Annotated in this window: 25 protein-coding genes and 2 pseudogenes; 15 read left to right on the forward strand and 12 right to left on the reverse strand. The window is 49.1% G+C overall.

The features are described from left to right. Positions 1-470 precede the first annotated feature (470 nt). Entirely contained in the window at positions 471-1,175 is a 705-nt protein-coding gene (locus ACJY2G_RS03950; protein WP_439291318.1) for an SDR family oxidoreductase, read from the forward strand. Position 1,176: 1 nt separating this feature from the next. Here ACJY2G_RS03950 and ACJY2G_RS03955 read toward each other — a convergent pair whose 3' ends face one another. Continuing rightward, the gene (locus tag ACJY2G_RS03955; RefSeq protein WP_430319509.1) at positions 1,177-2,499 is read right to left on the reverse strand and encodes a HEAT repeat domain-containing protein; all 1,323 of its coding nucleotides are present in this window, start codon (positions 2,497-2,499) and stop codon (positions 1,177-1,179) included. Between the two features lie 232 nt (positions 2,500-2,731). Between ACJY2G_RS03955 and hutW the strand changes: the two genes are divergently transcribed. From hutW to ACJY2G_RS03970, 3 genes are read left to right on the forward strand one after another with little or no spacing between them, the layout of a single operon-like run. Continuing rightward, entirely contained in the window at positions 2,732-4,057 is a 1,326-nt protein-coding gene (hutW, locus tag ACJY2G_RS03960) for a heme anaerobic degradation radical SAM methyltransferase ChuW/HutW (RefSeq protein ID WP_430319508.1), read from the forward strand. Then, complete coding sequence (gene hutX, locus ACJY2G_RS03965) at positions 4,044-4,550, forward strand: heme utilization cystosolic carrier protein HutX (protein ID WP_439291320.1); 507 nt, start codon at positions 4,044-4,046, stop codon at positions 4,548-4,550. Before hutW ends, hutX begins: the two co-directional genes overlap by 14 nt. Before the next feature lie 2 nt (positions 4,551-4,552). Next, positions 4,553-5,176 carry an NAD(P)-binding oxidoreductase gene (locus ACJY2G_RS03970; RefSeq protein WP_430319506.1) on the forward strand — a complete coding sequence of 208 codons (624 nt, stop codon included), beginning with the start codon at positions 4,553-4,555 and terminating at the stop codon, positions 5,174-5,176. A 166-nt stretch (positions 5,177-5,342) separates the two neighbouring features. Here ACJY2G_RS03970 and ACJY2G_RS03975 read toward each other — a convergent pair whose 3' ends face one another. Then, positions 5,343-5,981, reverse strand: a complete 639-nt coding sequence (locus ACJY2G_RS03975; protein WP_430319505.1) for a hypothetical protein — start codon at positions 5,979-5,981, stop codon at positions 5,343-5,345. Positions 5,982-6,355: 374 nt separating this feature from the next. On the opposite strand from ACJY2G_RS03975, the gene ACJY2G_RS03980 reads away from it, so the two are divergent. Next, complete coding sequence (locus ACJY2G_RS03980) at positions 6,356-6,577, forward strand: YdgH/BhsA/McbA-like domain containing protein (protein ID WP_430319504.1); 222 nt, start codon at positions 6,356-6,358, stop codon at positions 6,575-6,577. A 130-nt stretch (positions 6,578-6,707) separates the two neighbouring features. Here the strand turns inward: ACJY2G_RS03980 and ACJY2G_RS03985 are convergent. The 4 genes and pseudogenes from ACJY2G_RS03985 to ACJY2G_RS04000 form a co-directional block, all read right to left on the reverse strand. Then, a pseudogene (locus ACJY2G_RS03985) lies at positions 6,708-6,904 on the reverse strand (transposase); the annotation flags it as partial. Positions 6,905-6,957: 53 nt separating this feature from the next. Continuing rightward, positions 6,958-7,278, reverse strand: a complete 321-nt coding sequence (locus ACJY2G_RS03990; RefSeq protein WP_120162965.1) for a DMT family transporter — start codon at positions 7,276-7,278, stop codon at positions 6,958-6,960. Positions 7,279-7,405: 127 nt separating this feature from the next. Further along, positions 7,406-8,872, reverse strand: a complete 1,467-nt coding sequence (locus tag ACJY2G_RS03995; protein WP_439291321.1) for a HAMP domain-containing sensor histidine kinase — start codon at positions 8,870-8,872, stop codon at positions 7,406-7,408. Positions 8,873-8,875: 3 nt separating this feature from the next. Beyond that, on the reverse strand, positions 8,876-9,598 hold the full coding sequence (locus ACJY2G_RS04000) for a response regulator transcription factor (RefSeq protein WP_120162963.1): 723 nt from the start codon (positions 9,596-9,598) through the stop codon (positions 8,876-8,878). A 153-nt stretch (positions 9,599-9,751) separates the two neighbouring features. On the opposite strand from ACJY2G_RS04000, the gene ACJY2G_RS04005 reads away from it, so the two are divergent. The 5 genes from ACJY2G_RS04005 to map all read left to right on the forward strand — a co-directional run bounded on the left by ACJY2G_RS04005 (position 9,752) and on the right by map (position 12,722). Continuing rightward, positions 9,752-10,378, forward strand: a complete 627-nt coding sequence (locus ACJY2G_RS04005) for a cytochrome b/b6 domain-containing protein (protein ID WP_430319502.1) — start codon at positions 9,752-9,754, stop codon at positions 10,376-10,378. A gap of 10 nt (positions 10,379-10,388) precedes the next feature. Then, entirely contained in the window at positions 10,389-11,192 is an 804-nt protein-coding gene (locus tag ACJY2G_RS04010) for a molybdopterin-dependent oxidoreductase (protein WP_430319501.1), read from the forward strand. 70 nt (positions 11,193-11,262) lie between these two features. Continuing rightward, entirely contained in the window at positions 11,263-11,544 is a 282-nt protein-coding gene (locus tag ACJY2G_RS04015; RefSeq protein ID WP_430319500.1) for a pentapeptide MXKDX repeat protein, read from the forward strand. Between the two features lie 130 nt (positions 11,545-11,674). Then, positions 11,675-11,929, forward strand: coding sequence for a ParD-like family protein (locus tag ACJY2G_RS04020; protein ID WP_430319499.1), 255 nt, complete (start codon positions 11,675-11,677; stop codon positions 11,927-11,929). Positions 11,930-11,966: 37 nt separating this feature from the next. Continuing rightward, complete coding sequence (gene map, locus ACJY2G_RS04025; RefSeq protein ID WP_425272832.1) at positions 11,967-12,722, forward strand: type I methionyl aminopeptidase; 756 nt, start codon at positions 11,967-11,969, stop codon at positions 12,720-12,722. Between the two features lie 67 nt (positions 12,723-12,789). Here the strand turns inward: map and ACJY2G_RS04030 are convergent, their stop codons facing one another. Continuing rightward, the gene (locus ACJY2G_RS04030) at positions 12,790-13,272 is read right to left on the reverse strand and encodes a PadR family transcriptional regulator (protein ID WP_439291324.1); all 483 of its coding nucleotides are present in this window, start codon (positions 13,270-13,272) and stop codon (positions 12,790-12,792) included. A 2-nt stretch (positions 13,273-13,274) separates the two neighbouring features. Beyond that, on the reverse strand, positions 13,275-14,087 hold the full coding sequence (locus ACJY2G_RS04035; protein ID WP_120162958.1) for a siderophore-interacting protein: 813 nt from the start codon (positions 14,085-14,087) through the stop codon (positions 13,275-13,277). 370 nt (positions 14,088-14,457) lie between these two features. Between ACJY2G_RS04035 and ACJY2G_RS04040 the strand changes: the two genes are divergently transcribed. Continuing rightward, the gene (locus tag ACJY2G_RS04040) at positions 14,458-16,878 is read left to right on the forward strand and encodes a TonB-dependent receptor domain-containing protein (protein WP_430319497.1); all 2,421 of its coding nucleotides are present in this window, start codon (positions 14,458-14,460) and stop codon (positions 16,876-16,878) included. Between the two features lie 113 nt (positions 16,879-16,991). On the opposite strand, the gene ACJY2G_RS04045 is transcribed toward ACJY2G_RS04040, so the two are convergent. Then, positions 16,992-17,387, reverse strand: a complete 396-nt coding sequence (locus tag ACJY2G_RS04045; RefSeq protein WP_439291326.1) for a LysR substrate-binding domain-containing protein — start codon at positions 17,385-17,387, stop codon at positions 16,992-16,994. 190 nt (positions 17,388-17,577) lie between these two features. Here ACJY2G_RS04045 and ACJY2G_RS04050 point away from each other — a divergent pair, with 190 nt between their 5' ends. Together ACJY2G_RS04050 and ACJY2G_RS04055 are read left to right on the forward strand one after the other, a co-directional pair. After that, positions 17,578-18,441 (forward strand): arginase family protein, encoded by an 864-nt coding sequence (locus ACJY2G_RS04050; RefSeq protein WP_439291327.1) that lies wholly within the window; start codon positions 17,578-17,580, stop codon positions 18,439-18,441. A gap of 95 nt (positions 18,442-18,536) precedes the next feature. Next, entirely contained in the window at positions 18,537-19,109 is a 573-nt protein-coding gene (locus tag ACJY2G_RS04055) for a TetR/AcrR family transcriptional regulator (RefSeq protein ID WP_439291329.1), read from the forward strand. A 116-nt stretch (positions 19,110-19,225) separates the two neighbouring features. Here the strand turns inward: ACJY2G_RS04055 and ACJY2G_RS04060 are convergent. Further along, positions 19,226-19,573 (reverse strand): annotated as a pseudogene (locus ACJY2G_RS04060) (helix-turn-helix domain-containing protein); the annotation flags it as partial. A gap of 206 nt (positions 19,574-19,779) precedes the next feature. Between ACJY2G_RS04060 and ACJY2G_RS04065 the strand changes: the two are divergent. Both ACJY2G_RS04065 and ACJY2G_RS04070 read left to right on the forward strand, forming a co-directional pair. Beyond that, complete coding sequence (locus ACJY2G_RS04065; RefSeq protein ID WP_439291330.1) at positions 19,780-20,463, forward strand: O-methyltransferase; 684 nt, start codon at positions 19,780-19,782, stop codon at positions 20,461-20,463. A 161-nt stretch (positions 20,464-20,624) separates the two neighbouring features. Then, positions 20,625-21,227 (forward strand): tyrosine-type recombinase/integrase, encoded by a 603-nt coding sequence (locus tag ACJY2G_RS04070; RefSeq protein ID WP_439291331.1) that lies wholly within the window; start codon positions 20,625-20,627, stop codon positions 21,225-21,227. Between the two features lie 197 nt (positions 21,228-21,424). Here ACJY2G_RS04070 and ACJY2G_RS04075 read toward each other — a convergent pair whose 3' ends face one another. Then, positions 21,425-22,282, reverse strand: coding sequence for a DUF4365 domain-containing protein (locus ACJY2G_RS04075; RefSeq protein WP_197832525.1), 858 nt, complete (start codon positions 22,280-22,282; stop codon positions 21,425-21,427). A 206-nt stretch (positions 22,283-22,488) separates the two neighbouring features. Continuing rightward, a complete protein-coding gene (locus ACJY2G_RS04080; RefSeq protein ID WP_439291332.1) occupies positions 22,489-23,697 on the reverse strand; it encodes an MFS transporter in 1,209 nt (402 codons plus the stop codon). Positions 23,698-23,774 lie beyond the last annotated feature (77 nt).

The raw sequence follows: 23,774 nt of genomic DNA on the forward strand, positions 1-23,774 counted from the left end.
CAATATACTAACAACCACTCAGGCTGCGCTATATTAAGTTGAATAACCCATTTGTTAAGATTTTTGCTCTATAGCAAGCCGTTAAACATGAAAAAAATCATGAAAATTCACATAAAAATGAAAGCAATCAGCACAAGATAATCTGAGCATGATAAGAATGCAGCTTTTGGTAAGACAAAATATTGGGGAAATTAATAACAATTGGGTGCCTATTCCGATTTTTTAGGAATTTTCTTCGCGCATATATTCTCCGCCAGTATTCTCATCTCGCATTAGGGCCTCTTTCCACAGTTTATTTACCGATTTAGTCAGGATGTAAGCGGCGGGATAAATAAAGAATTAATCCCTTTTTTTTATTATTCCAAAAAACAGCATCACTATTCCACTCCGTGCAAAAGCTAATCCAATAAACGCAGTCGTTCGCCCTGCGCAAAGCTGATAACTTGATGAAAAAACCTAAGGAAAACATCATGAGTTCACTCCCTGTTGCAGTGGTCACCGGCGGTACCAGCGGTATCGGACGGGCGGTTGTCCACAATCTGGCGCGCGACCATCGCGTTTATGCGCTCGGGCGTAATAAAGACAACCTGATTGCGCTGCGGCTGATTGAAAATGTCGAAGCTGTTGAAATTAACCTGCATGATTTTGAGGCCATTGTGCGGTTTGTCGGTGAAATACCGGCGATTGATATGCTGGTGCATTCGGCGGCCATTTCCAAACCGTTACCTCTTGAAAATGCAACGCCGAAGGACTGGCAGCAGCAGTTTTCCATTAACGTGTTTGCCCCCGCTGAATTCACGAGACTGGCATTACCGGCGCTGAGAAAACAGGAAGGTCAGGTGGTGTTTATCGGTTCAGGATCCGGTACCAAAGCCGATGGCGGAAACATGGTGTATTGCGCGTCAAAATTTGCCCTCAGCGCCCTCGCCCACGCGCTGCGACAGGAGGAAAGCGAATACGGCGTGCGCGTCTCCACCGTCGCACCCGGCCCGACAGATACGCCGATGAATCGCAAAACTCGTGAAAGTCAGGGCAACTTTGAAGCCATCGACCCGCGCGAATACAGCACGCCGAAATCAGTGGCTGCGGCAGTACGTCTGGTGATCGACGCCAGTGACGATACGCAAATTACGGATATCGCCGTCAGACCGAGGCGGGATAAGGCGAAGCGCTGAATCAGGATAAATAGGATTGCAGATGTGAAAAGGAAGCGACGGCTAAAAGACCGGTCAATTTTTCACGCTGCGCTGCATAAGGTTGTATCGCTGAACGGTTAAAATGCCGCTGCCACCTGGCGATTTCCTGCCGTGTCAGTTCAAGATTTGCATCCTTCGCATTTTTCAGCAGGAATATCAGCCAGTCCCATTTATTCAGTCGATGCGCCAGAGAATACGCTAAAAGTGCATGTTCATTAGATGGCGCTTTCTCATAAGAGGACTGAAGGTCAGCCAAAGTCACTAGCAGTTTATCCCGCAGGAGAATACGCCGCGCCAGTCTGGCAATCGCCAGTTCAGGATGGCTGAGGTTTTGGATTAAACGGTCACGCGCATCCTCGCCGTGATGCTTTACGAGGATATTCAGTGCTGCGAAATACAGTCCAAAAGAGTATGCCTCAGTGACAGCTTCCGCCAGTGCCAGCACCTGCGGATAGCGCAGTTCACCCAGCCCGAGCAATGCCGCTTTACGCGTAGCTGGTCGCGAATCTGCATGATGAAAAGCAGCCAGATAAATGGATTGCGGATCACCATAATGTTGGCTATATAAACGGCAGGCACGCTGGCGTACCAGGCTATTACTATCCAGTAACAAACCTTTTAATACTTTCTCAGCAACAGGCAACGAGTGATTCTCCGCGTACTGCAAAACCCGTTGTTTTACTGGCGCAAACCGGTCGGCGAGTAGCAACGCAAATACCTCATCATTTACACGCTCAGGCTTATTCAGCATAAACTGAGCGGCGTGATACCTGACGACAGGATCATGCTGATGCATCGCCAGCTTGAAGATCCTTTCAGTTGAAAACCGGGGATTGTCGAGCAACAAACGCAGGCAAAGACGGGCGACATGAGGATTACTGGTCTTAAGACCGGTCAGCAAAGCGAGGTTATTTTCCTCCCGCCCGAGATAATCCACGATTTCACTGACGATTCCGCGATGATCAGCGCGGGTACATTTCAGCAACCCGAAGATATCCGGCAGCCCCCCGACAAAAACACCAGCAAACTCCGGACGCATCCAGCGCCGCAGACTGCTGCACGCCGAACGGGCAACTTCTTCCACCCAGTCATTAACCCGCTCAACGAGTTCCGCAAAAGCCGACACCTCGCGCTTCAGTCCGAGGCACAGCACCGCACGTTGCCGGATATGTCCGTTGTAATGGCGGCATAGCGCTTTAAGTTGCTCCGTTTCACTCAGATCAGGTTCGATGTAAAAATAATGCGCACTGCCGTCTTTCAGACGCTGTTTTATCTGCCGGAAGAGAAAGTATTCTGCTGCCATGACTGCCCTGTCGTTGTGCCGGGGAAACCTCAAGAAGTTCTATCATAAGCATTCGCTTTAGAAAATTACAGGACAGGCCGGATCGGTTTTCTCCGTATTCCTCTCACCATCGATCACTTTTCTAAACTTGATACAGATCATCACAAACGCGTTTTAAGTTTGATCGAATGATAATCATTATCGTTTAATGCCAGCAAATGAATGATGATTTCTTCAGGAGAAGACAAACTCAATGAGCTTAGACCTCACGCGTTTTTACGCTGCCGCAGACGGACTGCCGTTCCCTGACCGCTGGGCAGTGATGCCCTGGCGGCCACAGCAGCCGGTTCCGCCGCAGGAGATCCCCGCTCAGTGGCAGGCGCTTTGTCAGCGCCAGCTTCCGGCCAATAAGCGTCTGGTCTATCTGCATATCCCCTTTTGTGCGACGCACTGTAAATTTTGCGGGTTCTACCAGAACAAACTGGAAGCGGAAGCCACAGAACAGTACTGCGATTACCTGATCCAGGAGATCGAACAGGAAGCCGCTTCGCCGCTGCATCAGTCCGCGCCTGTCCACGCTGTCTATTTTGGTGGCGGCACACCGACGGCACTCAGCGCAAAACAGCTGCACCGGATCATCAGCACGCTGCGTCGCTGTTTGCCGCTGGCACCGGATTGCGAAATCACCGTCGAGGGACGGATCCTTAATTTCGATGACGAGCGCATCGACGCCTGTCTGGAGGCGGGCGCAAACCGTTTTTCGATTGGTATCCAGACGTTTGATACCCGTGTCCGCCAGCGCATGGGACGCCGCGCCAGCCGTGAAGAAGCGATAGATTTTTTGCGTAAACTCGGTGAGCGTGACCGCGCTGCGGTGGTCTGCGACCTGATGTTCGGATTACCGGAACAGACGCCGGAAAGCTGGCGGAAAGATTTGCAAATCGTCCGTGATTTACCGCTTGATGGCGTCGATCTTTACGCCCTGAATCTGCTGCCTTCCACACCGCTGGGCAAAGCGGTGGAAAATAAACGCGTGTCGCTGCCGGATGTCACTCAGCGTCGTGATTTTTACCTTGAAGGCGAAGCTTTTCTGGCGCGCGATGGCTGGCATCAGATAAGTAACAGTCACTGGGCGCGCACCACGCGGGAACGCAATCTGTACAATTTGCTGATCAAAAAAGGTGCCGACTGTCTGGCTTTTGGCAGCGGCGCAGGCGGCAATCTCGGCGGGCAATCCTACATGACGGCGCGCAGCCTGGAGATGTATTACCAGCAGATGGATGCCGGACAGAAACCGATCATGATGATGACCGCAGCGACGACCGGTGAGCACCGCTGGCGGCTGGATTTACAGGGCGGCATCGAAGCAGGCCGTTATGATCTTAGCCGTATCATCGAAAACCCTTTCCCGCTCGAACCCCTGTTGCAGCAATGGCAACAATGCGGCCTGATGCTCAACGAAGGCCCGCGTTTTAATCTCACGCCTGCCGGGCGTTTCTGGGCCAGCAATATGTTGCAGGCCTTACAGACATTGATCCCACAACTGACTTTACGGAATACCACTCATGCCAACGGATAAACTTCAGTCCCTGATCGACTTTCTCGCCACGCAGCCAGACGGCACCGTCGAAGATATCGCCCGCGAATACCACATCACGCCGCTGGAAGTGATTCAGAACCTGCCGGGAAGTTATCTGTTTGCCGGAACCCATTTCGATGCCGTATGGGACAACATCACCGGATGGGGTGAAGTGACGACGCTGGTCAATAATGACGATCTGATCCTCGAATTCCATGGCGAATTGCCCTCCGGCACGCATCGTCACGGTTACTTTAACCTGCGCGGTAAACGGGGCATGAGCGGGCATATCCGCGCGACGCACTGTCAGCACATTGCACTGGTTGAACGTCCGTTTATGGGAATGAGCACAGCAAGTGTCTGGTTTTTAAACGCTTCCGGTTATGCCATGCTCAAGGTTTTCGTGGGGCGCGACAGCCATCGTGAATTACTGACCGATCAGCTGAATGCATTTCGGGCCCTTCCCGCCACTCTGGCTGAGAGAGAGAAATAATCTTGAACACTTTGCTGATTTTTGGCGCAGGCAGCGGCGTCGGCGCTGAACTGGTGGCGCTCACGGCGCAGGAACGTCCGGTGGTCGCGCTTATCCGCAACGCCGAACAGGCGCAGGCCTTACGCGCACGTGGTGTAACCGTCATTGAGGGCGATGCGCTTAATCCCGCCGACGTTTTACAGGCCTGCCAAATGGCAGGCAGCGGGGCACAAATCGTGTCAACGCTGGGCGGTAAACTCGCCGATTACACCGCCAACCGGTTGATCATTGATATTGCGGAGCAAACCGGTATCCGCCAGATGTTGCTGGTCACTTCCATTGGCTGCGGTGACAGCTGGCCGACGCTGTCTGCCCGCGCAAAACAGGCGTTCGGACAGGCCGTACGCGAAAAATCACTGGCGGAAAGCTGGCTGCAAACCAGCACGCTGGACTGGTGCATTTTACGCCCCGGCGGCCTGATGAATGGCGAAGCGACAGGCAAAGCGCATCTGATCCAAACCGAAGCCCATGGCCGCGTGCGCCGCAGCGATGTCGCGCTGCACATTCAGCAACTGCTGGCCTCCGGCGAAGGCTGGGGTAAGATTTTCGCGTTGTGTGATTCGACGCTGGAAGGGGAAAGGTTCTAATTGAGGTTATGTGATTGCTGAGGTCGCCTAATCACGACCTTGGCAATTGCACAGGAATTTTTAATGAGTGATATATGAGTCATTAGTGTCTATTTACTCGATTAATGTGTGATTTAAGTGACATTACTAAGAGTTATGCTCATACAAACGATATCTCAAGATTAGGTCAGAGTGCTTCGAACTTAGACAATTCAATGTTAATTTTATTAATAGACTTCCTTGATGGAAAAAAGCTAAAAAAATACAAACCTAAAAACTCGTAAACAATCGCAACAATAAGAAATGCAAACATTATTAGAACATTTTTCTCTTCAAAAATAGATAAAGCCCCAAGCATAATAAAAAGCAAAAATAGCAAACCTGAAAATACACCTAATAGCTTATAAAAAATTGGCAAAAAACTCACCCCGCTAATTATCACTTTATAATGGCCATTGACCTTTTCTATATTATTTTGCAATTTATAAATTGCATTAATGTACTGTCTTTTTTCTATGCGATTAAAAATATAAATCAAATCCTTTCTATTATTTGGTGATGGCAATCTAGATATATCGCGCATTATTTCATCATTAATATAAGTCTTGGTAAGCGCTTTATCCTCTGCATCCATATAGCTGCTGTAATTTTTCAGATATTTTATGAGTTTAGTTGTTTTCTTGGAAGACTTAGCCTTGTAGTGAAGATAGAACTTCTTAATTCCCGTTATAAATGCCATTGCCACGACGGTGACACCAGCAGTCACTTTACCTAGTTGATCAATGTGTTCCAAGACATAATTCCATACACTAAGAATAATTTCCATTTAAACACCCTTTTGTTATTTGCATGTAACATATATTAATTCATTATACCTCTTACAATCATTTTAGACTAGAATAGATCTTCACGATTTTCCACACAATATTAATCGCACTTAGCATTACAAAGATAAAACCATAATCTAACCGAGTTGTACTATCGTAAAAATATTATCCGTAATACAACCATTATTCAGTAACAGAGTTTATTAGATAAATGTCTTTCGTCGATGGATGTTCATTGATAGAATTTTTAATTCAATTCACTTGATGAAGATCAGCAATTCCCTCCGCTATCCATTCCGAACTCCCGGCGTTATTCTTCTTCTCATCGAAAGCACACAGCCTTCCCAAACAAATATTGAGAAGGAATTACGTCATGAAATCTATTAAAACTTTCGTTATCGCTGCTGCACTCGCCACTGTTTCCTTCGGTACTTTCGCTGCTGAAATCGGCACTGTGACGGCTTCTGACAATACTCTCGATGGACTGGAGTCCACCTTCGCAGCCAAAGCGGCTGCCGCCGGTGCAACCTCTTATATAATCATTGAAGCCGGTGGTCAGAATCGTATCCCCTGTACAGCAGTATTGTACAAATGATGTGCTGAAGTTATCAGATAAATAAATATCCTCTGGCATAGCCGGAGGTTTTTCATATGCGCCGGTAAGGCTCTGTTACCAGCCGCGCCCTAACAGGCGCATAGCAATCTGACATTTGCATCCAAATTCGTTACTTACTGCCCGTAAACGGGCTCCCTGGATACGGGATTGATAACTGTTCCCCTGTTTATCCTTCTCCAGTTGGTGCTTTATGTATTCCTGGATCTTCGATGTATTTTTACCCACCGTATCTACATAATACCCTCGGCACCAAAACTCCCTGTTCCTGTATTTAAATTTAAGATCTCCAAATTGTTCATATAGCCAACAAAAAGCCGCTCCTTGTACAGAGCGGCTTTGTCATATCAGCGTTTCCGCCTTTAATCTTTCGTCGCCACTTTTAGCAGAACCACGCCGGAGAAAATCAGCAGCACGGCGATCACCCGCAGCGGGTTGAGGCTTTCGCCGAACATCACCACGCCGAGAATAAAAGCACCGATAGCGCCGATACCGACCCAGACGGTGTAAGACGTGCCGAGCGGCAGCGTTTTCATCGAAATCGCCAGCAAAATGACGCTGAGGATCATGAAGAAAACCGTGAGAATACTGGGAATAAGGCGGGTAAAACCGTGGGATTCTTTCATTGCGGTCGACCAGACCACTTCGAAAATACCGGCAAGAAACAGATAGAACCAGGCCATGATAGTTCCTGAAAACGCGCAAGGTCGTCCCTGCTTAGTATGGCTGAGTCTCTGGTCGTCCAGTCAGCATGAAGAGTGAAAGATTATAGTTCACTCTTTCATGCTGTTACAAAAACATAATCAGGATTCAGACCGGCACTGAAAATTGAAAACAAGCGCCGTGTTTCGGCTGTTCAATCAGCTGGATATCGCTGCCGTGCAGTTGCAGAATGCGGCGGACAATCATCAGACCCAGCCCGCCTGCACGGTGTTTGTTGGTACTGAGTATCGACGGACGCACGAACAGGTTGTCCTTCAGTTCCGACGCAATCCCCGGCCCCCTGTCTTTCAGTTGCACCATCACCTGCCCTTCGTGCGGCCACAGTTTAATTTCGATCGTCCCGCCTTCCGGCGTGAAGCGGATGGCGTTATCCAGCAGGTTGGTCAGCACCCGTTCAATCATACCGAGATCGGCGTTCACCAGCGGAATACCCGGTGTGATATCCGCCAGTAATTTTTGCCCGCGCGTTTCCGTTGCCAGCTCGAATTTCTGGAATACATCCTGCACCAGCTCACTCAGCGAGAACGGCTCTTTCTGCGGTTTCACCACGCCGTATTCCAGCCGCGCCAGTTCAAATAATTCCTGCGCCAGACGGCCAACTTTTTTACTCTGCGTCAGAGCGATATTCAGATAACGCTGGCGATCTTCATTGCTCAGATGGTCTGATTTCACCGACAGCGTTTCCAGATAACCGTGCAACGACGTCAGCGGCGTACGCAGATCGTGGGAAATATTGGCGATAAATTCACGCCGTTGCTGATCCTGCACCATCAGGCTTTGCCATTGCTGATCGATACGTTTTGCCAGCGCGACAAATGCCTGTTGCAGTTGCGTGACTTCATCGCGGGCGGCACCGGCCGGTGTCTCCGTTTTCGCCAGCGCCTGAATGGCGTCCATGCCGCCGGTATCAAGTTCGGCAATTTGCGCCGTGAGTTTTCGCACCGGACGCGTCACCCAGCGGAACGCCAGCGCACCGGCCAGCAAACCAAACAGCGCCACCAGCCCCATCGAGCGCAGCGCCAGAGATATCGCCGACTGATATTGCGCGTCACTGGTCAGCGCGGTGTAAGCATCGCCGAGCAGAACGATGTACACGTAACCCTGAGTTTCTCCGTTGACCCGCAACGGCGCGACGCTGAAGACCTGCGGAGTTTGCGGGTCGCGCGGATTATCGCCATACACCGGCATTTTCGCACCATGCAGCAACGCGTTCACCGGTGCCAGATCGATACGTTTCTGTTGCAGCCTGCCTACCGGCGCCGCATTGCCGACAATATTGCCGTCTTTATCCAGCAGATAAACCTCAACGCTGGGATTCACCGCCATCAGCTGATCGAACAGCGTATGGACCACTTTCGGATCCCAGTCACCCTCGCTGAGCAGCGGATTATTCGCCGCTATCTGCGTCGCCAGATTGGCCGACAGCCGCTGGATCACCGACTGGCTGTACTGGTTGCTGGAGCGCACCTGCATATAGCCGGAAAGCGCGCAGCAGGCGATCAGTAACACCGTAAATACCAGAGTCAGTCTTTGCGCCAGCGTGAGATTTTTCATGATTTACCCTTGCGCGTCTTCAGCGGAAGACACGAATTTGTAGCCTTTTCCCCACACGGTCAGAATACGTTCCGGCTCGGCCGGATTAGCTTCTATCTTGATGCGCAGACGGTTGATATGGGTGTTCACCGTATGTTCATACCCTTCGTGTTCGTATCCCCAGACCTGATTGAGCAGGCTGAGGCGCGAGAACACTTTGCCGGGATTTTTGGCAAAGAAATACAGCAAATCAAACTCTCGCGGCGTCAGTTCAACGGGCTGCTGACTGAGCATCACTTCGCGAGCAATCGGGTCGATGACCAGCCCGGAAAAACTCAGGGTACCGGCATCCATTTTCATATTGCGGCTCATCGCTTCCTGCCGCCGGAACAGCGCCTTGACCCGCGCCACCAGTTCCAGCATGGAGAAAGGTTTTGCCAGATAATCATCCGCGCCCAGTTCCAGCCCGAGCACCCGATGCACTTCGCTGGAACGTGCGCTGATAATAATGATCGGCGTATAACGCGTCATGTTGCGCGCACGGCGGCAGATTTCCAGACCGTCTACACCCGGCAGCATCAGATCGAGGATCAGCGCGTCCCAGCCGCCCTTTTCCAGATGCGCCACGCCCAGATTACCGTCTGCGGCGTGGGTTATTTCATAGCCCTCATCGCGCAGATGCAGGCTGAGCAGTTCTGCGATATCCCCGTCATCTTCAACGATCAGGATCTTCTTCGTCTTATCCATATGTCATCCCAAAACGTGGTGTTCCCCAATGGTTTGAGTCTACACAAGCAACCGCCCGCGAGTTATCACATTTTATTTAACTTTGCGTGAGGTATCGGGGAACAAATCCGCTCAATACTCGCTTCATCACAGGACGGACAGCCGGACTTCATCATGACAATACACACGGATTTACCCGGACAGGCAAAACAAAAACCCGCCATCGTGCATCCGTTATGGCTGCGTCTGACGCACTGGCTGAACGCGCTGGCGGTGCTGATTATGGTCACCAGCGGCTGGCAGATTTATAACGCCTCACCGCTGTTTAATTTTGATTTCCCGCCAACGGTCACACTTGGTGGCTGGCTCGGTGGCGGTATTCAGTGGCACTTTGCCGGGATGTGGCTGTTTGGTTTCAACGGCCTGTTTTATCTGCTGATGAATATTTTTTCCGGCCGCATGAAACGAAAATTTTGGCCGCTGACGCCGCGCGGCATCATTAACGATTTACTGTCCGCCCTGCGCGGCAAGCTGAAACACGACGATTTACGCCACTACAACATGGTGCAACGTGCCGCGTATGTGTTCGTGATGTTTGACGGCATCGTGCTGGTGCTTTCCGGGCTGGTGGTGTGGAAATCCGTGCAATTTCCGCTGCTGCGCGAACTGATGGGCGGCTTTGATACAGCGCGTTATGTGCATTTTCTGGCGATGGCTTCACTGGTGGGATTTGTGGTGCTGCATATCGTGATGGTGGCGCTGGTGCCGAAAACCCTGATTGCCATGATCCGCGGACGTTAAGGAAGACATGATGAAAAACCTCGTTAAAAAAACGATCAGCCAAATTTTCAGCCCTTCCGACAGCGAAGCCATTTTACAGGAAGCGAAAAAACAGATTATCCGCGAACTGGATGCGCCCTCACGCCGTCTGTTCCTGCAACGCGGGCTGACCCTCGGCGGCGTCGCGATGCTGACCGGTTGCGACATCAGCGATAACGCCAGCGTAGAAAACGCGCTCGGTAAGATTTCTGGATTCAACGACCGCGTACAAGGCTGGCTGTTTGGCTCGACGCGCCTGGCGCCGGTGTTCGCCGAATCGATGATCACACGTCCGTTTCCGTTTAACGCTTTTTACGCCGAAGACGACGCACCGGAAGTAGACGGTAACGCTTATCGCCTGAAAATCGCCGGTCTGGCGCTGGATAAACGCGAATGGTCATTGCCAACGCTGTACAAAATGGCGCAGGTCAGCCAGGTGACTCGTCACATTTGTGTCGAAGGCTGGAGCGCGATTGGCAAATGGGGCGGCGTGCCGTTCGGTGATTTTCTGCGTCTGATCGGGGCCGATCTCACGGCGGAATACGTCAGTTTTAAATGCGCAGATCAGTATTACACCAGCATTGATATGGCGACGGCACTGCATCCGCAAACCCTGCTGGCGCTGACTTATGACGGCCAGATTTTACCGCGAAAATACGGCTTCCCGATGAAGCTCAGAATGCCGACCAAACTCGGCTATAAGAATCCAAAACATATCGAAGTGATTGAAATAACCAATAAGTACACCGGTGGCTACTGGGAAGATCAGGGCTACAACTGGTTCGGCGGAAGCTGAACACGATCCTCAAGGATCAACACTGTCCACAACAACCTTTGTATCTCAAAACCTAAAAGAAGGATTTACCATGAAAAAGTTAACCGTGTTGATGATGTCTGCTTGTCTGATGATGGGCGCGGTAAGTACCACTTATGCCGCTGACGCGATGGCGAAGAAAGATACCATGGGCCACATGTCGAAAGACTGCATGAAAAAAGACAGCATGAGTAAAGATTCCATGGCTAAAGACAGCATGGGCAAAGACTGCATGTCGAAAGATCATATGAAGAAAGACAGCATGTCTAAAGACTCAATGTCCAAAGACAACATGTCGAAAGATGCCATGAAAAAAAACACCTCTGCCCAGTAAACGCCGCTAAACCCGGCTATGCAGCGAAAACGCCTCCGTCTGTTCAGCGGAGGCTTTTTTATTGGAAAATTGACAGCGACCTGCGTAGTATATAAAACATATATGATTCGTATACTACCGAGGGCGCCCGATGGGTATCATTAAAATCTCCGAACTGATGCATGAGAATCTGCGCATCGCCAGTCTGGCGTATACGCGTTCCATCAACGCGCAGGCCGAGCACTGGATGAAAATCGGTATGCTGATGGAAACTCATCCGGACATGACGCACAGCGAGATTTCGCAATTGCTGGTGCGTTGCAGCATGGAATCTGAAGAAAACATCGGAAGTATCCGCACGCTGTTAAATGTCGGCGGCACACACAGGAAGGCAAGCAATGAATAATGGTTTAGACAGCCGATATTTCGTCAACAATAACCGTATGGTCAAAACGCCGGAAGGCATCGATAAAGCGCGTATCGCCGGTAAACTGGCAGCGCGGGTGCTGCATATGATCACGCCTTATGTGGTGCCGGGTGTCACGACCAATGAACTGGACCGCATTTGCCACGATTTTATCGTCAACGAATTACAGGCGATCCCGGCAAATATCGGTTATCACGGCTATCAGAAAACCACCTGCACATCCGTCAACCATGTGATTTGCCACGGTATTCCTTCCGATAAAGCGCTGAAGAAAGGCGATATCGTGAACATCGACGTGGCGCTGATTAAAGATGGCTGGTACGGCGACACCAGCCGCATGTATTACGCCGGTGAGCCGAGCATTATGGCTCGCCGTCTGGTGGATACCACCTTTGAAGCAATGATGGCCGGTATCGAAGTGGTGCGTCCCGGCGCAACCCTCGGTGATGTGGGTCATGCCATTGCCTCGGTAGCGAAACGCGAAGGGTTTTCCATCGTGGAAGAATACTGCGGACACGGCATCGGCATGGGTTATCACGAAGATCCGCAGGTGCTGCATTACGGTGAAAAAGGCCGCGGACTGGTGTTGCAGGAAGGCATGTTATTCACCATCGAACCGATGCTGAACGCCGGTAAAAAGCAGAATAAAGTGCTGCCCGACGGCTGGACGGTGGTGACTAAAGATCATTCGTTGTCCGCACAATGGGAACATATGATTGCGGTGACAAAAGATGGCTATGAAATATTGACCCCATGGCCTGAAGAGAACTGATTTTCCGTGATATTTCCTGAACGTATAAAGCCTCCGGTCGGAGGCTTTATAGTTTTTGATAATCCGTTTAGCTGCGCTCAATTTCTTTGGTCGCGCGATCTAACGCATCGGTGATTTTATACAGCGTTTCCTGTTCGATCGGACCTTTCGCCAGCCGCAAATTGAGCGCCATGCGCATATTGTTAATCGCCCGCTGCATTTCCGGAATACTGCGGTTATTCGATAAAATCGCCAGTGAATGCAGTTTTTCCGTCACTGAACCGAGCAAATCACCCTGCTCTGCCAGCGACTGCGTGCCTTCCGGCGTAATCGAATATTGTTTCTTACCGCCCTCTTCCTGCTTCGCCGTTACCAGACCCTGTTCTTCCAGGAAGGTCAGGTTCGGATAAATGATACTGGCGCTCGGCGTGTATTCGCCTTTGGAGAGTTCTTCGATGGCTTTGATCAGTTCATAACCGTGAGCGGAACGTTGCTGTAAAAAATGCAGCATCAGCAGACGGATATCACCCGTTTCAAACATCCTTTCGCGACGGTGTTTATTATTCATCATCGTTACTTGTTGTGCCAGTAAGCGACACAACGCACCAGATTGGCGTCCAGTCCACGATTTTCGACGAAGTAATCATTCAGCCCTTTAACAAATTTCCCCTCGCCGGTCGCCCAGATGTAGTAATCACTTTCCGGCAAAGAAATGCTTTTCAGTTTTTTAACTGCCGCGTCATCTTCCTGATAACCGTTTTGTTCTTCACTGACAACCCATTCGATGTCGAACTCTTTTTCATCGTCTAAGTAGCTAACGCAACTGACATCTTTCACTTTGACCAGCACGGTCACTTTCGCGGCAGACGCGGGCTGTTTCAGCTCGCGCAAACGGCGCTTCACCGCCGGAAGACCGGTTTCATCGCAGACATACAACTGCCATGCGTAAGTGGTCGGGATAATCAGTGAACCGCGCGGTCCGCCGATGATCAGTTTATCGCCCGGCTTAGCGCCAGCCGCCCATTCACTGGCGACACCGCCATCGTGAAGATAGAAATCCAGCGTCAGTTCGTTGGCTTGTGCATCGAAATGCAGCGGCGTGTATTCGCGGTTAAGCGGACGCGGCCCTTCGCCCCAGACAATGCCTTCGTCGGTCGCGGTCGGCGGCGTGATCACATCACCGGGATTTGCCGGGAAAAACAGTTTGATGTGGTCATCAAAACCACGCGAGTTAAAACCTTTCAGATCGTCGCCGTTCAACACGATACGCTGAAAACAGCCAGCCACGTTTTCGCTGCTTTTGACGGTGATATGACGGAAAACCAGGTCGTTCTTGACGCGGACAGGCAGGTTTACGGCAGGGGTTTCGTTGCGATGTTGAGTCATCACGTTTTCTCTTTTTAAGTAAGGTTGAACGAAAGATATATCTTAGGAATATTTTCCGCAACCCTGAAAAACGTAAGGACACAGGCATCATCCCCCGCACTTTTGATCTCGCGGTAGTTCATTCTGAGCCGCACATTGCAAAGATTTCGTTAAGAAGCCCATTTTTATTTATCAATTTGTTGATAACAATTCTCAGTATCATTATCATTCGCACCAAGCCAAAGTGGGTAAGGACGTCAAATAAACCCATATTTTATAAGGACAAGGGCTTTTTACGGAAGAATTGAAAGCAGATGACCAGCGCGTCTGATTTGTCGAAAGGCAGTAAATGCGAGCAGAACTTTTAAAAATAGTGCAGGGCTAAAAACAAATGTTCAAATCCTTTACACAGCAGGGTTTGGTGAAAAACGTCATTTTCATGGGGACGATTCTCACCACCACCTTTAACGTAAATGCAGCACAAGCGGTTAAAGACACCACCGATCTGGCAGCCAATAAAACGCCAGCTTCTGAAGCCATCAGGAAAAAACCGGTGGTACGTACTGCGCAGGATCTGGCGCAGACCAATGAAGAAGTGATGACGGTTACCGAAACGATGCCGGATAAAAAACCAGGCTCGAAAACCACCATCACCGCAGCAGAAATGCAGCAAAAAGGCGGCAATGATTTCGGCACCATCATGCGTTATGAGCCCCTGATCACCGCTACCGGCTCCAGCGGCGGTTCCGGCAACGGCAAAAGCGGCTTCGACCGTAACGGTTATACCGGCTATAACATCCGTGGTCTGGAAAGCAACCGCGTCGGCATCGATGTCGACGGCATTCCACAGCCAAGCGCCACTGGCCGCAGCTACGCAAGCCGCGCGGGTCTTGGCACGTCCGGTATTGGCCGTGATTACATCGATCCTTACATTTACGGCCAGGTAGATATCGAATCCGGTGCCACCTCCGCTGATCGCGCCAACACCTCAATCGGCGGTGCCGTTTCCTTCCTGCCAAAATCTGCCGATGATTATCTGCGTCCGGGCAAGGAAACCTATTTCGGTTACCAGTCTGATTATGATTCTTCCGACCGCTCCTGGCACAACGGCATCACCGCCGCCGCAGGTGATGAAACCCTGCGTGGTCTGATTGCCATCAGCCGCCGCGACGGCCAGGAAACCAGCAATAACAGCGGAACGCACGACGCGTATCCGGCTAACTGGCACTCCGACGCAGTCATGACATCCGTTATCTGGCAGCCAAATGACGAACATAAAGTCACCGGTACGCTCGATTATTACGAAAAAGTAAACCATACCCATTACGATGCGTGGAACAGCTCAGGCAGCGCTATTCTCGGCACCGCACAGCAGCAAAGTAACACCCGCCGCTGGGGCGCGACGCTGAAGGACGAATGGACGCCGTTCAACGATTACGTCGATGCTATTGTTTCGAAAGTGTATTACCAGTACACGCAGGCGCACGACAATACCTACATGCCGAACGCCAGTAAGCAGATGATGAACGTCTATTCCAACTATGACGTCAACACTTTCGGCGGGGAAACCAGCTGGCTGAAAACGCTGGGTCGTCATGAGCTGAGCGCCGGTATCAACGGTCGTATGTCCAACACTGAACGTCCGTTCCGTGAAAGCCCGGAGCAAAGTGTTTACACCACAATCATGCAGCCGGAAGCGAACAGCCGTTCTTATATTCTCGGCGGCTTCCTGCAGGACACCATGAAGTTTGACCTCGATGGCCATGACTTCTCCATCGTGCCTGCAGTGCGTGTGGCGTATCAGAACACCAAAGCGAAAGATCTGTCTGACTTGTCCAACAGCACCGTCTCTGAAGGCCAGGTTTCTACCCTGTATGGCAAAGCCAATTCCGATACGCAGGTTCTGCCGTCCCTGGCGTTCACCTATGACATCACGCCTAAGCTGATGACTTACCTGCAATATCGTCGTGGTGCGCAATTCCCGGATGCCAGCCAGCTTTACGGTTCCTGGAACCTCGGTTCTTCTTATGCCGGTTCTCAGCAATACGCGCTGATCGGCAACACGGATTTGAAAACCGAGACCAGCAATAACTTCGAATGGGGTATGAAAGGTGAAGCGACTGAAGGTGTAACCTTCAAGACTTCCGTTTTCTACAACACCTACAAGAACTTTATTGCCAACACCCGTTACAGCCGTGCGGCCAACCCGGGCATGTTCACCAATGTGCCCTCCAATATTTATACGATTTATCAGGCCGAAAACCGCGATGAAGCGTTTATCTATGGTGGCGATCTGAGCACCAAAATTAACTACGGTACCTGGTTCAGCAGCGTTGACGGTCTGAGCACCACCTTCGCACTGGGTTATGCCAAAGGTGAATCGAAATCCAGCTACGATGGCGACAAGTATGTGGATCTCGACAGCGTGCCGCCAATGAAATTTGTCGCTGGCGTGGCGTGGGATGATCCATCCGGCGTGTACGGTACTGCGCTGACCGCAACTTTCGTCAAAGGTAAAAAAGCCGAAGCGACAAACCGTCAGAGCTACACCAACGCCGGTACGCCAATCACGGGTTCCACCACCGAATACATGAACGTACCGGGCTACGGTATGGTTGATGCAACGGCGTACTGGAAAGTCGCGAAGAACGTGAAACTCAGCGGTGGCGTTTACAACATCACCGACCGCAAATACTGGGATTACCTGAGCAGCCGTACTCTGACTGATACCACCAATCAGGATGAATACAACAAGGCACTGGCCGTGATGCCAGGTCGCAGCTTCCAGCTGGGCGTCAATGTTGATTTCTAACATCAGCCGGTAAACACAGCCGTTTAATCACACAAGCGTCATGTGCAAACATGGCGCTTTTTTATTTCCTTAATAACGCCGCTATTCGCTGAACAGCTCTTTGAGGATCTGCGTCAGCCAGTCAAAGACCAGCCGTATGCGCGCGGGTAGCAGAGGCTGATGGGGGCGGAAAATTGCCAGGGCCAGACCCGTCCGGAGTTACTGTTATTCAGCGCGCTGAGCGGGTAATTAAATTGCAGGTCACGTAAAGACTCCGGGACACCCGTGCGGGCCATGAGATCAGGTGACGCCACAATATTGACGCCCACCGGACAAATGCATTTCACAATAAAGCGGTTATCCGGCACGGTACCAATTCTGATCCCGATATCAATCTGTTCATCGATAATATTGAGATGCGTCCCGGTCGGCAGCCATTCGATATTCAGGTGCGGATAATCTCGCAAATGCTTGAGTAAACGCTGCAAAATTTCCTGATTTTCAAACAAAGTTGGAAGGGTAAGGCGCACGCTGCCCGACAGCTCCTGCCCCTGATGATTTTTGTGTTCGGTAAAAAGGCTCTCACTTTGCGGCATTAGCTGAACGTGCCGCGCTGCTTGCGGAAAAGCAATGATTACGTAAAATGAATGAACGATCATTCATTTTTATAGTGGTAATTTCACACAAATCAATCCATTGCTCAAACAAGACAGGCAAATTATGACCAGTAAAACACTCAGATTATTATTTCCTCAATGGCAAGGTGGCAATAATCCCCCCTATCATCTTGGCTCGCTTCTTCTCTCGTATCTTTCACCCGAATCGGATGGTCCTGTTGAGTCTGTGCCGGTCGATGAGCCCACAACGGAGCCATTGGTTGAGGTGGACGGCATTAACGCTAAACCTCAAATTATCAGGCAACTCAAGGATGCAGCCGCTCTGATTGAGAAACATGATCCCGATTCAATTGTCGTATTTGGCGGCGATTGCCTGGTATCACTGGCACCTTTTTCACATCTGCTCAATAAATACGGTGATAAACTCGGTGTGCTCTGGATTGACTCCCATCCCGACGTACAGACTGCAAAACAATATCCAAACGCCCATGCTCATGTTCTGGGAGCACTGATTGGAACAGGTGATAAAGACTTGCTTGCTCATGTGGCCACCAGACTCACTCCCTCAAAAATAATGATTGCCGGTATCCACGATCCACTGACTTATGAAGCGGAATATCTTGCTCATCATAACATTGCGACTATCGGTCCTGAACAAATCAAAGACGAAGGGAAAGACGTTATTGAGTGGATTGAAAAGGAAAATATTGAATATCTGGCGATACACATTGATCTGGACGTTCTCGATCCATCACTTTTCCGTTCTGTTCTTTTCGCAAGGCCTGGCAGAGGAGAGCATGACTTTGGTAACGTGGCAGAAGGCAAACTGACTATTGAAAATGTACTCAACCTGATAGCTCAGGCTACCTCAAAAGCACAACCTGTTGGCCTGACAATCGCTGAACATTTGCCCTGGGATATGCTGAACCTCAAGAATATGCTCAGTGCGTTACCGCTTATAAAGTAACATCGGATTGCGGGAGCCAGGCTACAGCGTTCTACCCTGGCTCCTATTATAAAAGAGCGTTAAAGTTGGGCACCAGATTAAACGTAATAGTCGACATGTTAAAGAAAACTGAAACCTACCATAAGCTGATTACCGCTGCTGCAGCCTGCTTTGCAGAAAAAGGCTTTAGTGCGACAAGCGTGCGTGAAATTTCCATCCGGGCTGGGATCAGCCAGGGAGCAATGTACACGTATTTCAAGAGCAAAGATGACCTCATCAAGGCAATCGTTCTTGAGGAGCAGAATTCAGCGTTGATAGCCCATAACACTCCATCTGGCAGTACTTATTTCGACCGCCTTTGTACGCAGGTTACTTCATGCATAAGCGATGTAGGTTACCCAGTCACGCATCAACTGTGGGTTGAAATCATTGCGGAATCTGCACGGAACCCTGAATTGCGAAAAACGTATATATCCAGTGATATCATCATGCGGAAAAGTATTGCAGGGATTATCACAGAAGGTATTGCGGCGGGAGAGTTTCGCCGGAACATTAACCTGGAGGAAATCACGATTATACTTTTTGCCTTTATTGACGGTTTAATCGCACGTAAAGCCATAAATGCGTCCTTCTCGATCAGCCATGACCTGCCAATGTTTTTTGAGCTGATGTCAAAATTATTGAATTAGTGCTAACCAGATTTAGTCAACATGATGGCCCACGAATCGTTAATGTCCGCTTATCGCTGTGCGTTCAACCGATGGATGCAACACATTGATTGAACCGCTCTGCGGGTGATTCATAGAGTTGCATCGGCTTTTGCTGCACGGTATTTTTTTGCACCACCGTGCCTCTTGATCTCCCGGCTAATCGTTGAGGTTGCTCTTGATAATTTGGCAGCGATGTCCCTGATATTGAGCTTTGCTACCAGTCCTCTGGATATCTCCTCTCTTTCATCAAGCGAAAGCGATAATCGGTGCCGCTTTCGCACGGGAGGACGGTAGCCACCAGTCTGGTGGATAGTGGGCATAATAGAAGAATGATATCTGTCGAACATTCTGGCGATATCATGCAGGGAATCACCTTGCTTATATCTGTCCCAGATAATTGCCTTTTGCTCTGGCGTGTAGTTAATCCGAGTTCTTCGTTTCATGGCAACGTCCCCCCTGATTAAGGATAGCGTTGCATCGACCCGTTGAACTCACAGCTCATAGCAGACCATAATCGCCGAGCATTTGTCCGCTGTGTGCCAGAAGCGGACGTTACTGATTTTAACCTTCAGAAAAGGTAGGCGTACCAACCGATGTAACAAATATCTGCTAAAATTTCATATGGTTTTTTAAGGAGAATAGATTTCATATGCGAATTCCTGATTATCCTTCGCGAGATTCTGATAAATGGGCACAGGTAGATGCCTGGTTTTCTGAAAAGCTCGCCCCTGAAGACTCAGATTTAAAATACACTCTCGCTAATAACATAGATCAAGGATTGCCCACACACGATGTATCTGCTTTGCAGGGGAAAATGCTGGCCATTTTCATTCGTATGTCACGTGCTGTCCGTGTTCTTGAAATAGGCACGCTTGGGGGTTATAGCACCATATGGATGGCCAGGGCTCTCCCACCACATGGAAGCGTAACGACAATTGAATTCAACGAGCATCATGCAGAGGTTGCTCGCCAGAATATAAACAATGCGGGGCTGGCTGAGCGCGTAACGTTGCGTATTGGGGCAGCACTTGATGTCTTGCCAACACTTAAAGCCCCCTTTGACCTGATTTTTATCGATGCTGATAAAGTGAATAACCCACACTATCTTGAATGGGCTATCAAACTGTCGCAACAAGGTACTGTTATCGTGGGGGATAACACTGTGCGCGGTGGCGGTGTAATCGACTCCAGCAGTGATGATCCGAACGTTAAAGGTCTGCGAGAATTTGTTCAGATGATTTCTGAGGATGAGCGACTTGAAGCTACAGCAGTACAGACTGTTGGTGAAAAAGGATGGGATGGTTTCGTCATGGCTATCGTTAAAGCCCGGTGATTATATTTTTCGCTAAGAAGAACGAACTCATCGCCAGCTCTTAATCACAACTTCTAAAGGATTGTCAAAAGCTGTGCTGCTTGAGTTATGCCCAGAGCTTCAGCTCCTCGCTCATGAGGGACAACCATACTCAAATCTCCCACATTACAGGAGATTTGAGTATGAACACGTCACCGTGGAACAAAGACCGTATCATCGGACAAAAAAAACCACTTCAGATATCTCATATCTGGGGGATACGAATCAGGCTTGAACTTGAAGGTAAAGCGCGTGATTTGGCTCTGTTCAATATGGCCCTGGACAGTAAGCTACGAGGCTGTGATCTGGTAAAACTCAAAGTATCTGATGTTGCATATGGTAGATCTGTTTCAAGCAGAGCAACGGTGTTGCAACAAAAAACCGGTAGCCCTGTCCAATTTGAGATAACCAAACGGACAAAAGAAGCTGTTACTGAATTGATAAAGCTTGGCAATTTGCACAGCAAAGACTTCTTGTTTCGGTCTCGGATCGGAACTAACCGGCACATATCAACCCGACAATACAGCCGAATTTTTCATGGATGGGTAGGAAAGCTTGGTCTAGAAGATTCGCTGTACAGCACACACTCCATGAGAAGAACAAAACCTTACCTGATATACAAGAAGACCAAGAATCTCCGGGTCATCCAACTTCTGTTAGGTCATAAGAAACTGGAAAGCACAGTGCGATATCTGGGCATTGAAGTCGATGATGCGTTAGAGATCTCTGAGTCGATTGAAGTCTAAGGTTGTCAGGGCTGCAACAGCAGCCCTGTGCCAGGAACAGACGTTACTTACCTCGCGATATATTAATTTATGGTGAGCTGGTCACATGTTTGGTAAACATGTGTCAAATATTTAGTGGTATAAGTGAATATCGACATCAGATTGCTGAAATAATGATGCAGAACGCGGCCTAATTAATTAGGGCGCAACTGCGCCCTTTAATAACCCGTCATGTGATAAACCCAATCTTTTGTCTGCCGTCTAATTTCACGACTCAATGTTTGGGGCAGTATTTCATTTGGAGTTCGGTCGCCCTTAATCCAATTAAAAGCATGATTGAACATATAAAGCAATATCGCCTCGTTATTCTCAAAGTAATCGATAGCTTCTTCTATAAGGGGAGCTCTTAGCACCAGCCTTCTATCATGAGATACAGCATCTTTCAGCTTTTCATAATCGATGAAATGATGGTTGAATATGTCAATTTCGCTATTAAAAGTTATATAGTCCTTGTGTTCATCTTGGAGGTAATAGTCTTCCTCTACAAAATTATCTAAGTCATGTTGTTCTAAATCATCTAATAATGATTTGGCGAGCCTTATCAGATCTTTGTCGGATTCTGAAAGCATTGCCATCCTCCAGGAATTTTTGGATTCAACACATAATTTATCTGAATCTGTGAAGGTGACTTTTTTGGACTGGTGTCCTTTTGAGGTTATTTCTTGAACTATTTCATCCAGACATTGTTTTGAAAATGGCTTCCAGAACATCTCAGGATCATTATGGCTATCCGCCATTACGATGGAGACCAAAACAACTTGAGTTTCCAACTGTTGCCAGTACATAAAGTCAGATAGATCGATCTGTATATCAGGGGTGTTTCCAACCGTTGATTTAATTTGAACCGCAAAAAAGTCCCCAGTTGATATTTCATCTTCAAAAATTTCAACTTGAGCATCTATGCCAACATCAATATCAAGCAATCGGCAAGGCCAATTAAAATAGCGAACTATCCAATAAGCAAAATATAGCTCACCTGCTCTTCCTGTTACTCCGGTGCTTTTGTATTTTTTCATAGCTTAGCTCATAGCTCTTCCTTTTCTCTGAGTTAGACAGGTTACATCCTAGCTAATTGTCTGCCAACTGAATGGTTAATATGAATTGCAACTGTTCCTGTAGTCACTTTCGTGAGAGCAGACCACAAAAGTGACTACTTCCGATTTTCGCTCTTTGCGGGCGCTGGCCAGCGCCTGTCTGCTTTGTGCCAGGAACGGACGTTATGCTAAACATTGATGAGATGATTCGGTTGGAGCGTACGCTTAGCCAGTTTCTTTTGCAGAATGATAACGACGATGGGGAACCCTGATGCGGATATTGCACAAACCCCCAGCAACGTGTTCATATTTTGTGGTGCTATGGCGTGCCCAGGTAATAGAAAAGCAGACAGAAAAAATGCGACCGTTGTGATCAGGTACATTATTGATGACTGCAATGAAGAGAATCCCGCTCGCTGCCTGTCATCAGGAAACTGAATGCTAACCGCCGAGGAGGAAACCAGACGACTGTAAGATGCACCGAGAAATAAAATAATAAATAGCGCCGGATGCGAATAGCCCATAACAGGTATTAGCAAAGCGAGTAAAAAAACGAAAGTTGACCCTGTAGCCAGACTCACAGCAGAAAAATGCGGAGTTAACGCGCCTGTCATTTTTGTTGACAGGTATCCTGCAACGCCCCCGGCGAAAAATAGCCATGGCAGCAGGTATTGAGAGGCCTCCAGTTGCTGGGTCATTAATGGTACCAGAACAGGAATGACCAGCATCGGGCTAAACTGTACCAGCGCATTACTGGAAGCGAACAGTAAAGTATTAACGTCGATAGGCATTGCGTGGGGTGTGTCGAAAGAGACTGGATCCTTAGGGATGATGGAAACAATCAGTGGCAATGCCAACAAACACAGCGTACTGATTAACCACAAAGCGACATGCCAGCCGTAATGAGCACACACAAATAGTATCGTGGGCGTTCCGACAATGCTTACCATCGAAAAAGATGCAATGACCGTCGCCAACATTTTTCCTCGCAAGTTAGCCGGGGCGAGATTTATCAATATACTGATACCCACCCCCATTGTTGTGCCTCCTACCAGTCCTGCGCAGAATCGTAATGCAAGAAGAAGGCTAAAGCTGGAGGTAAATGTCGTCAAAAGTGTCAGTAGGCAGAGTAGTGCCATATTGGCGATTAAAAAACGTTTCTTATTAAAACGACCAATCCAGTAAAAGGCGATAATTCCCGACAGGACCGCCCCGGAGGTATACATGCCGGATACGTAGCCTGAGAATGATACGGGAACGGCGAAGTCTGCTGCCATAAAAGCAAAAACAGGGTTGAACATCATATATTCCAGTGCATTTGTGAACTGGATAAACGCCATGACAACCGCTATCCGGATGAGGGCTTTATGATTAAACGTTGGTGTGAACAATGACATAGCAAGCGACCTGTAGATGAAAGATATCTGAGTTTAACTGCTATCAATGTTGTTCAGTAGATGGTAAAAATGGCACT

Source organism: Rahnella sp. ATs2, from assembly GCF_051851855.1.
Classification (GTDB): Bacteria; Pseudomonadota; Gammaproteobacteria; order Enterobacterales; family Enterobacteriaceae; genus Rahnella; species Rahnella variigena.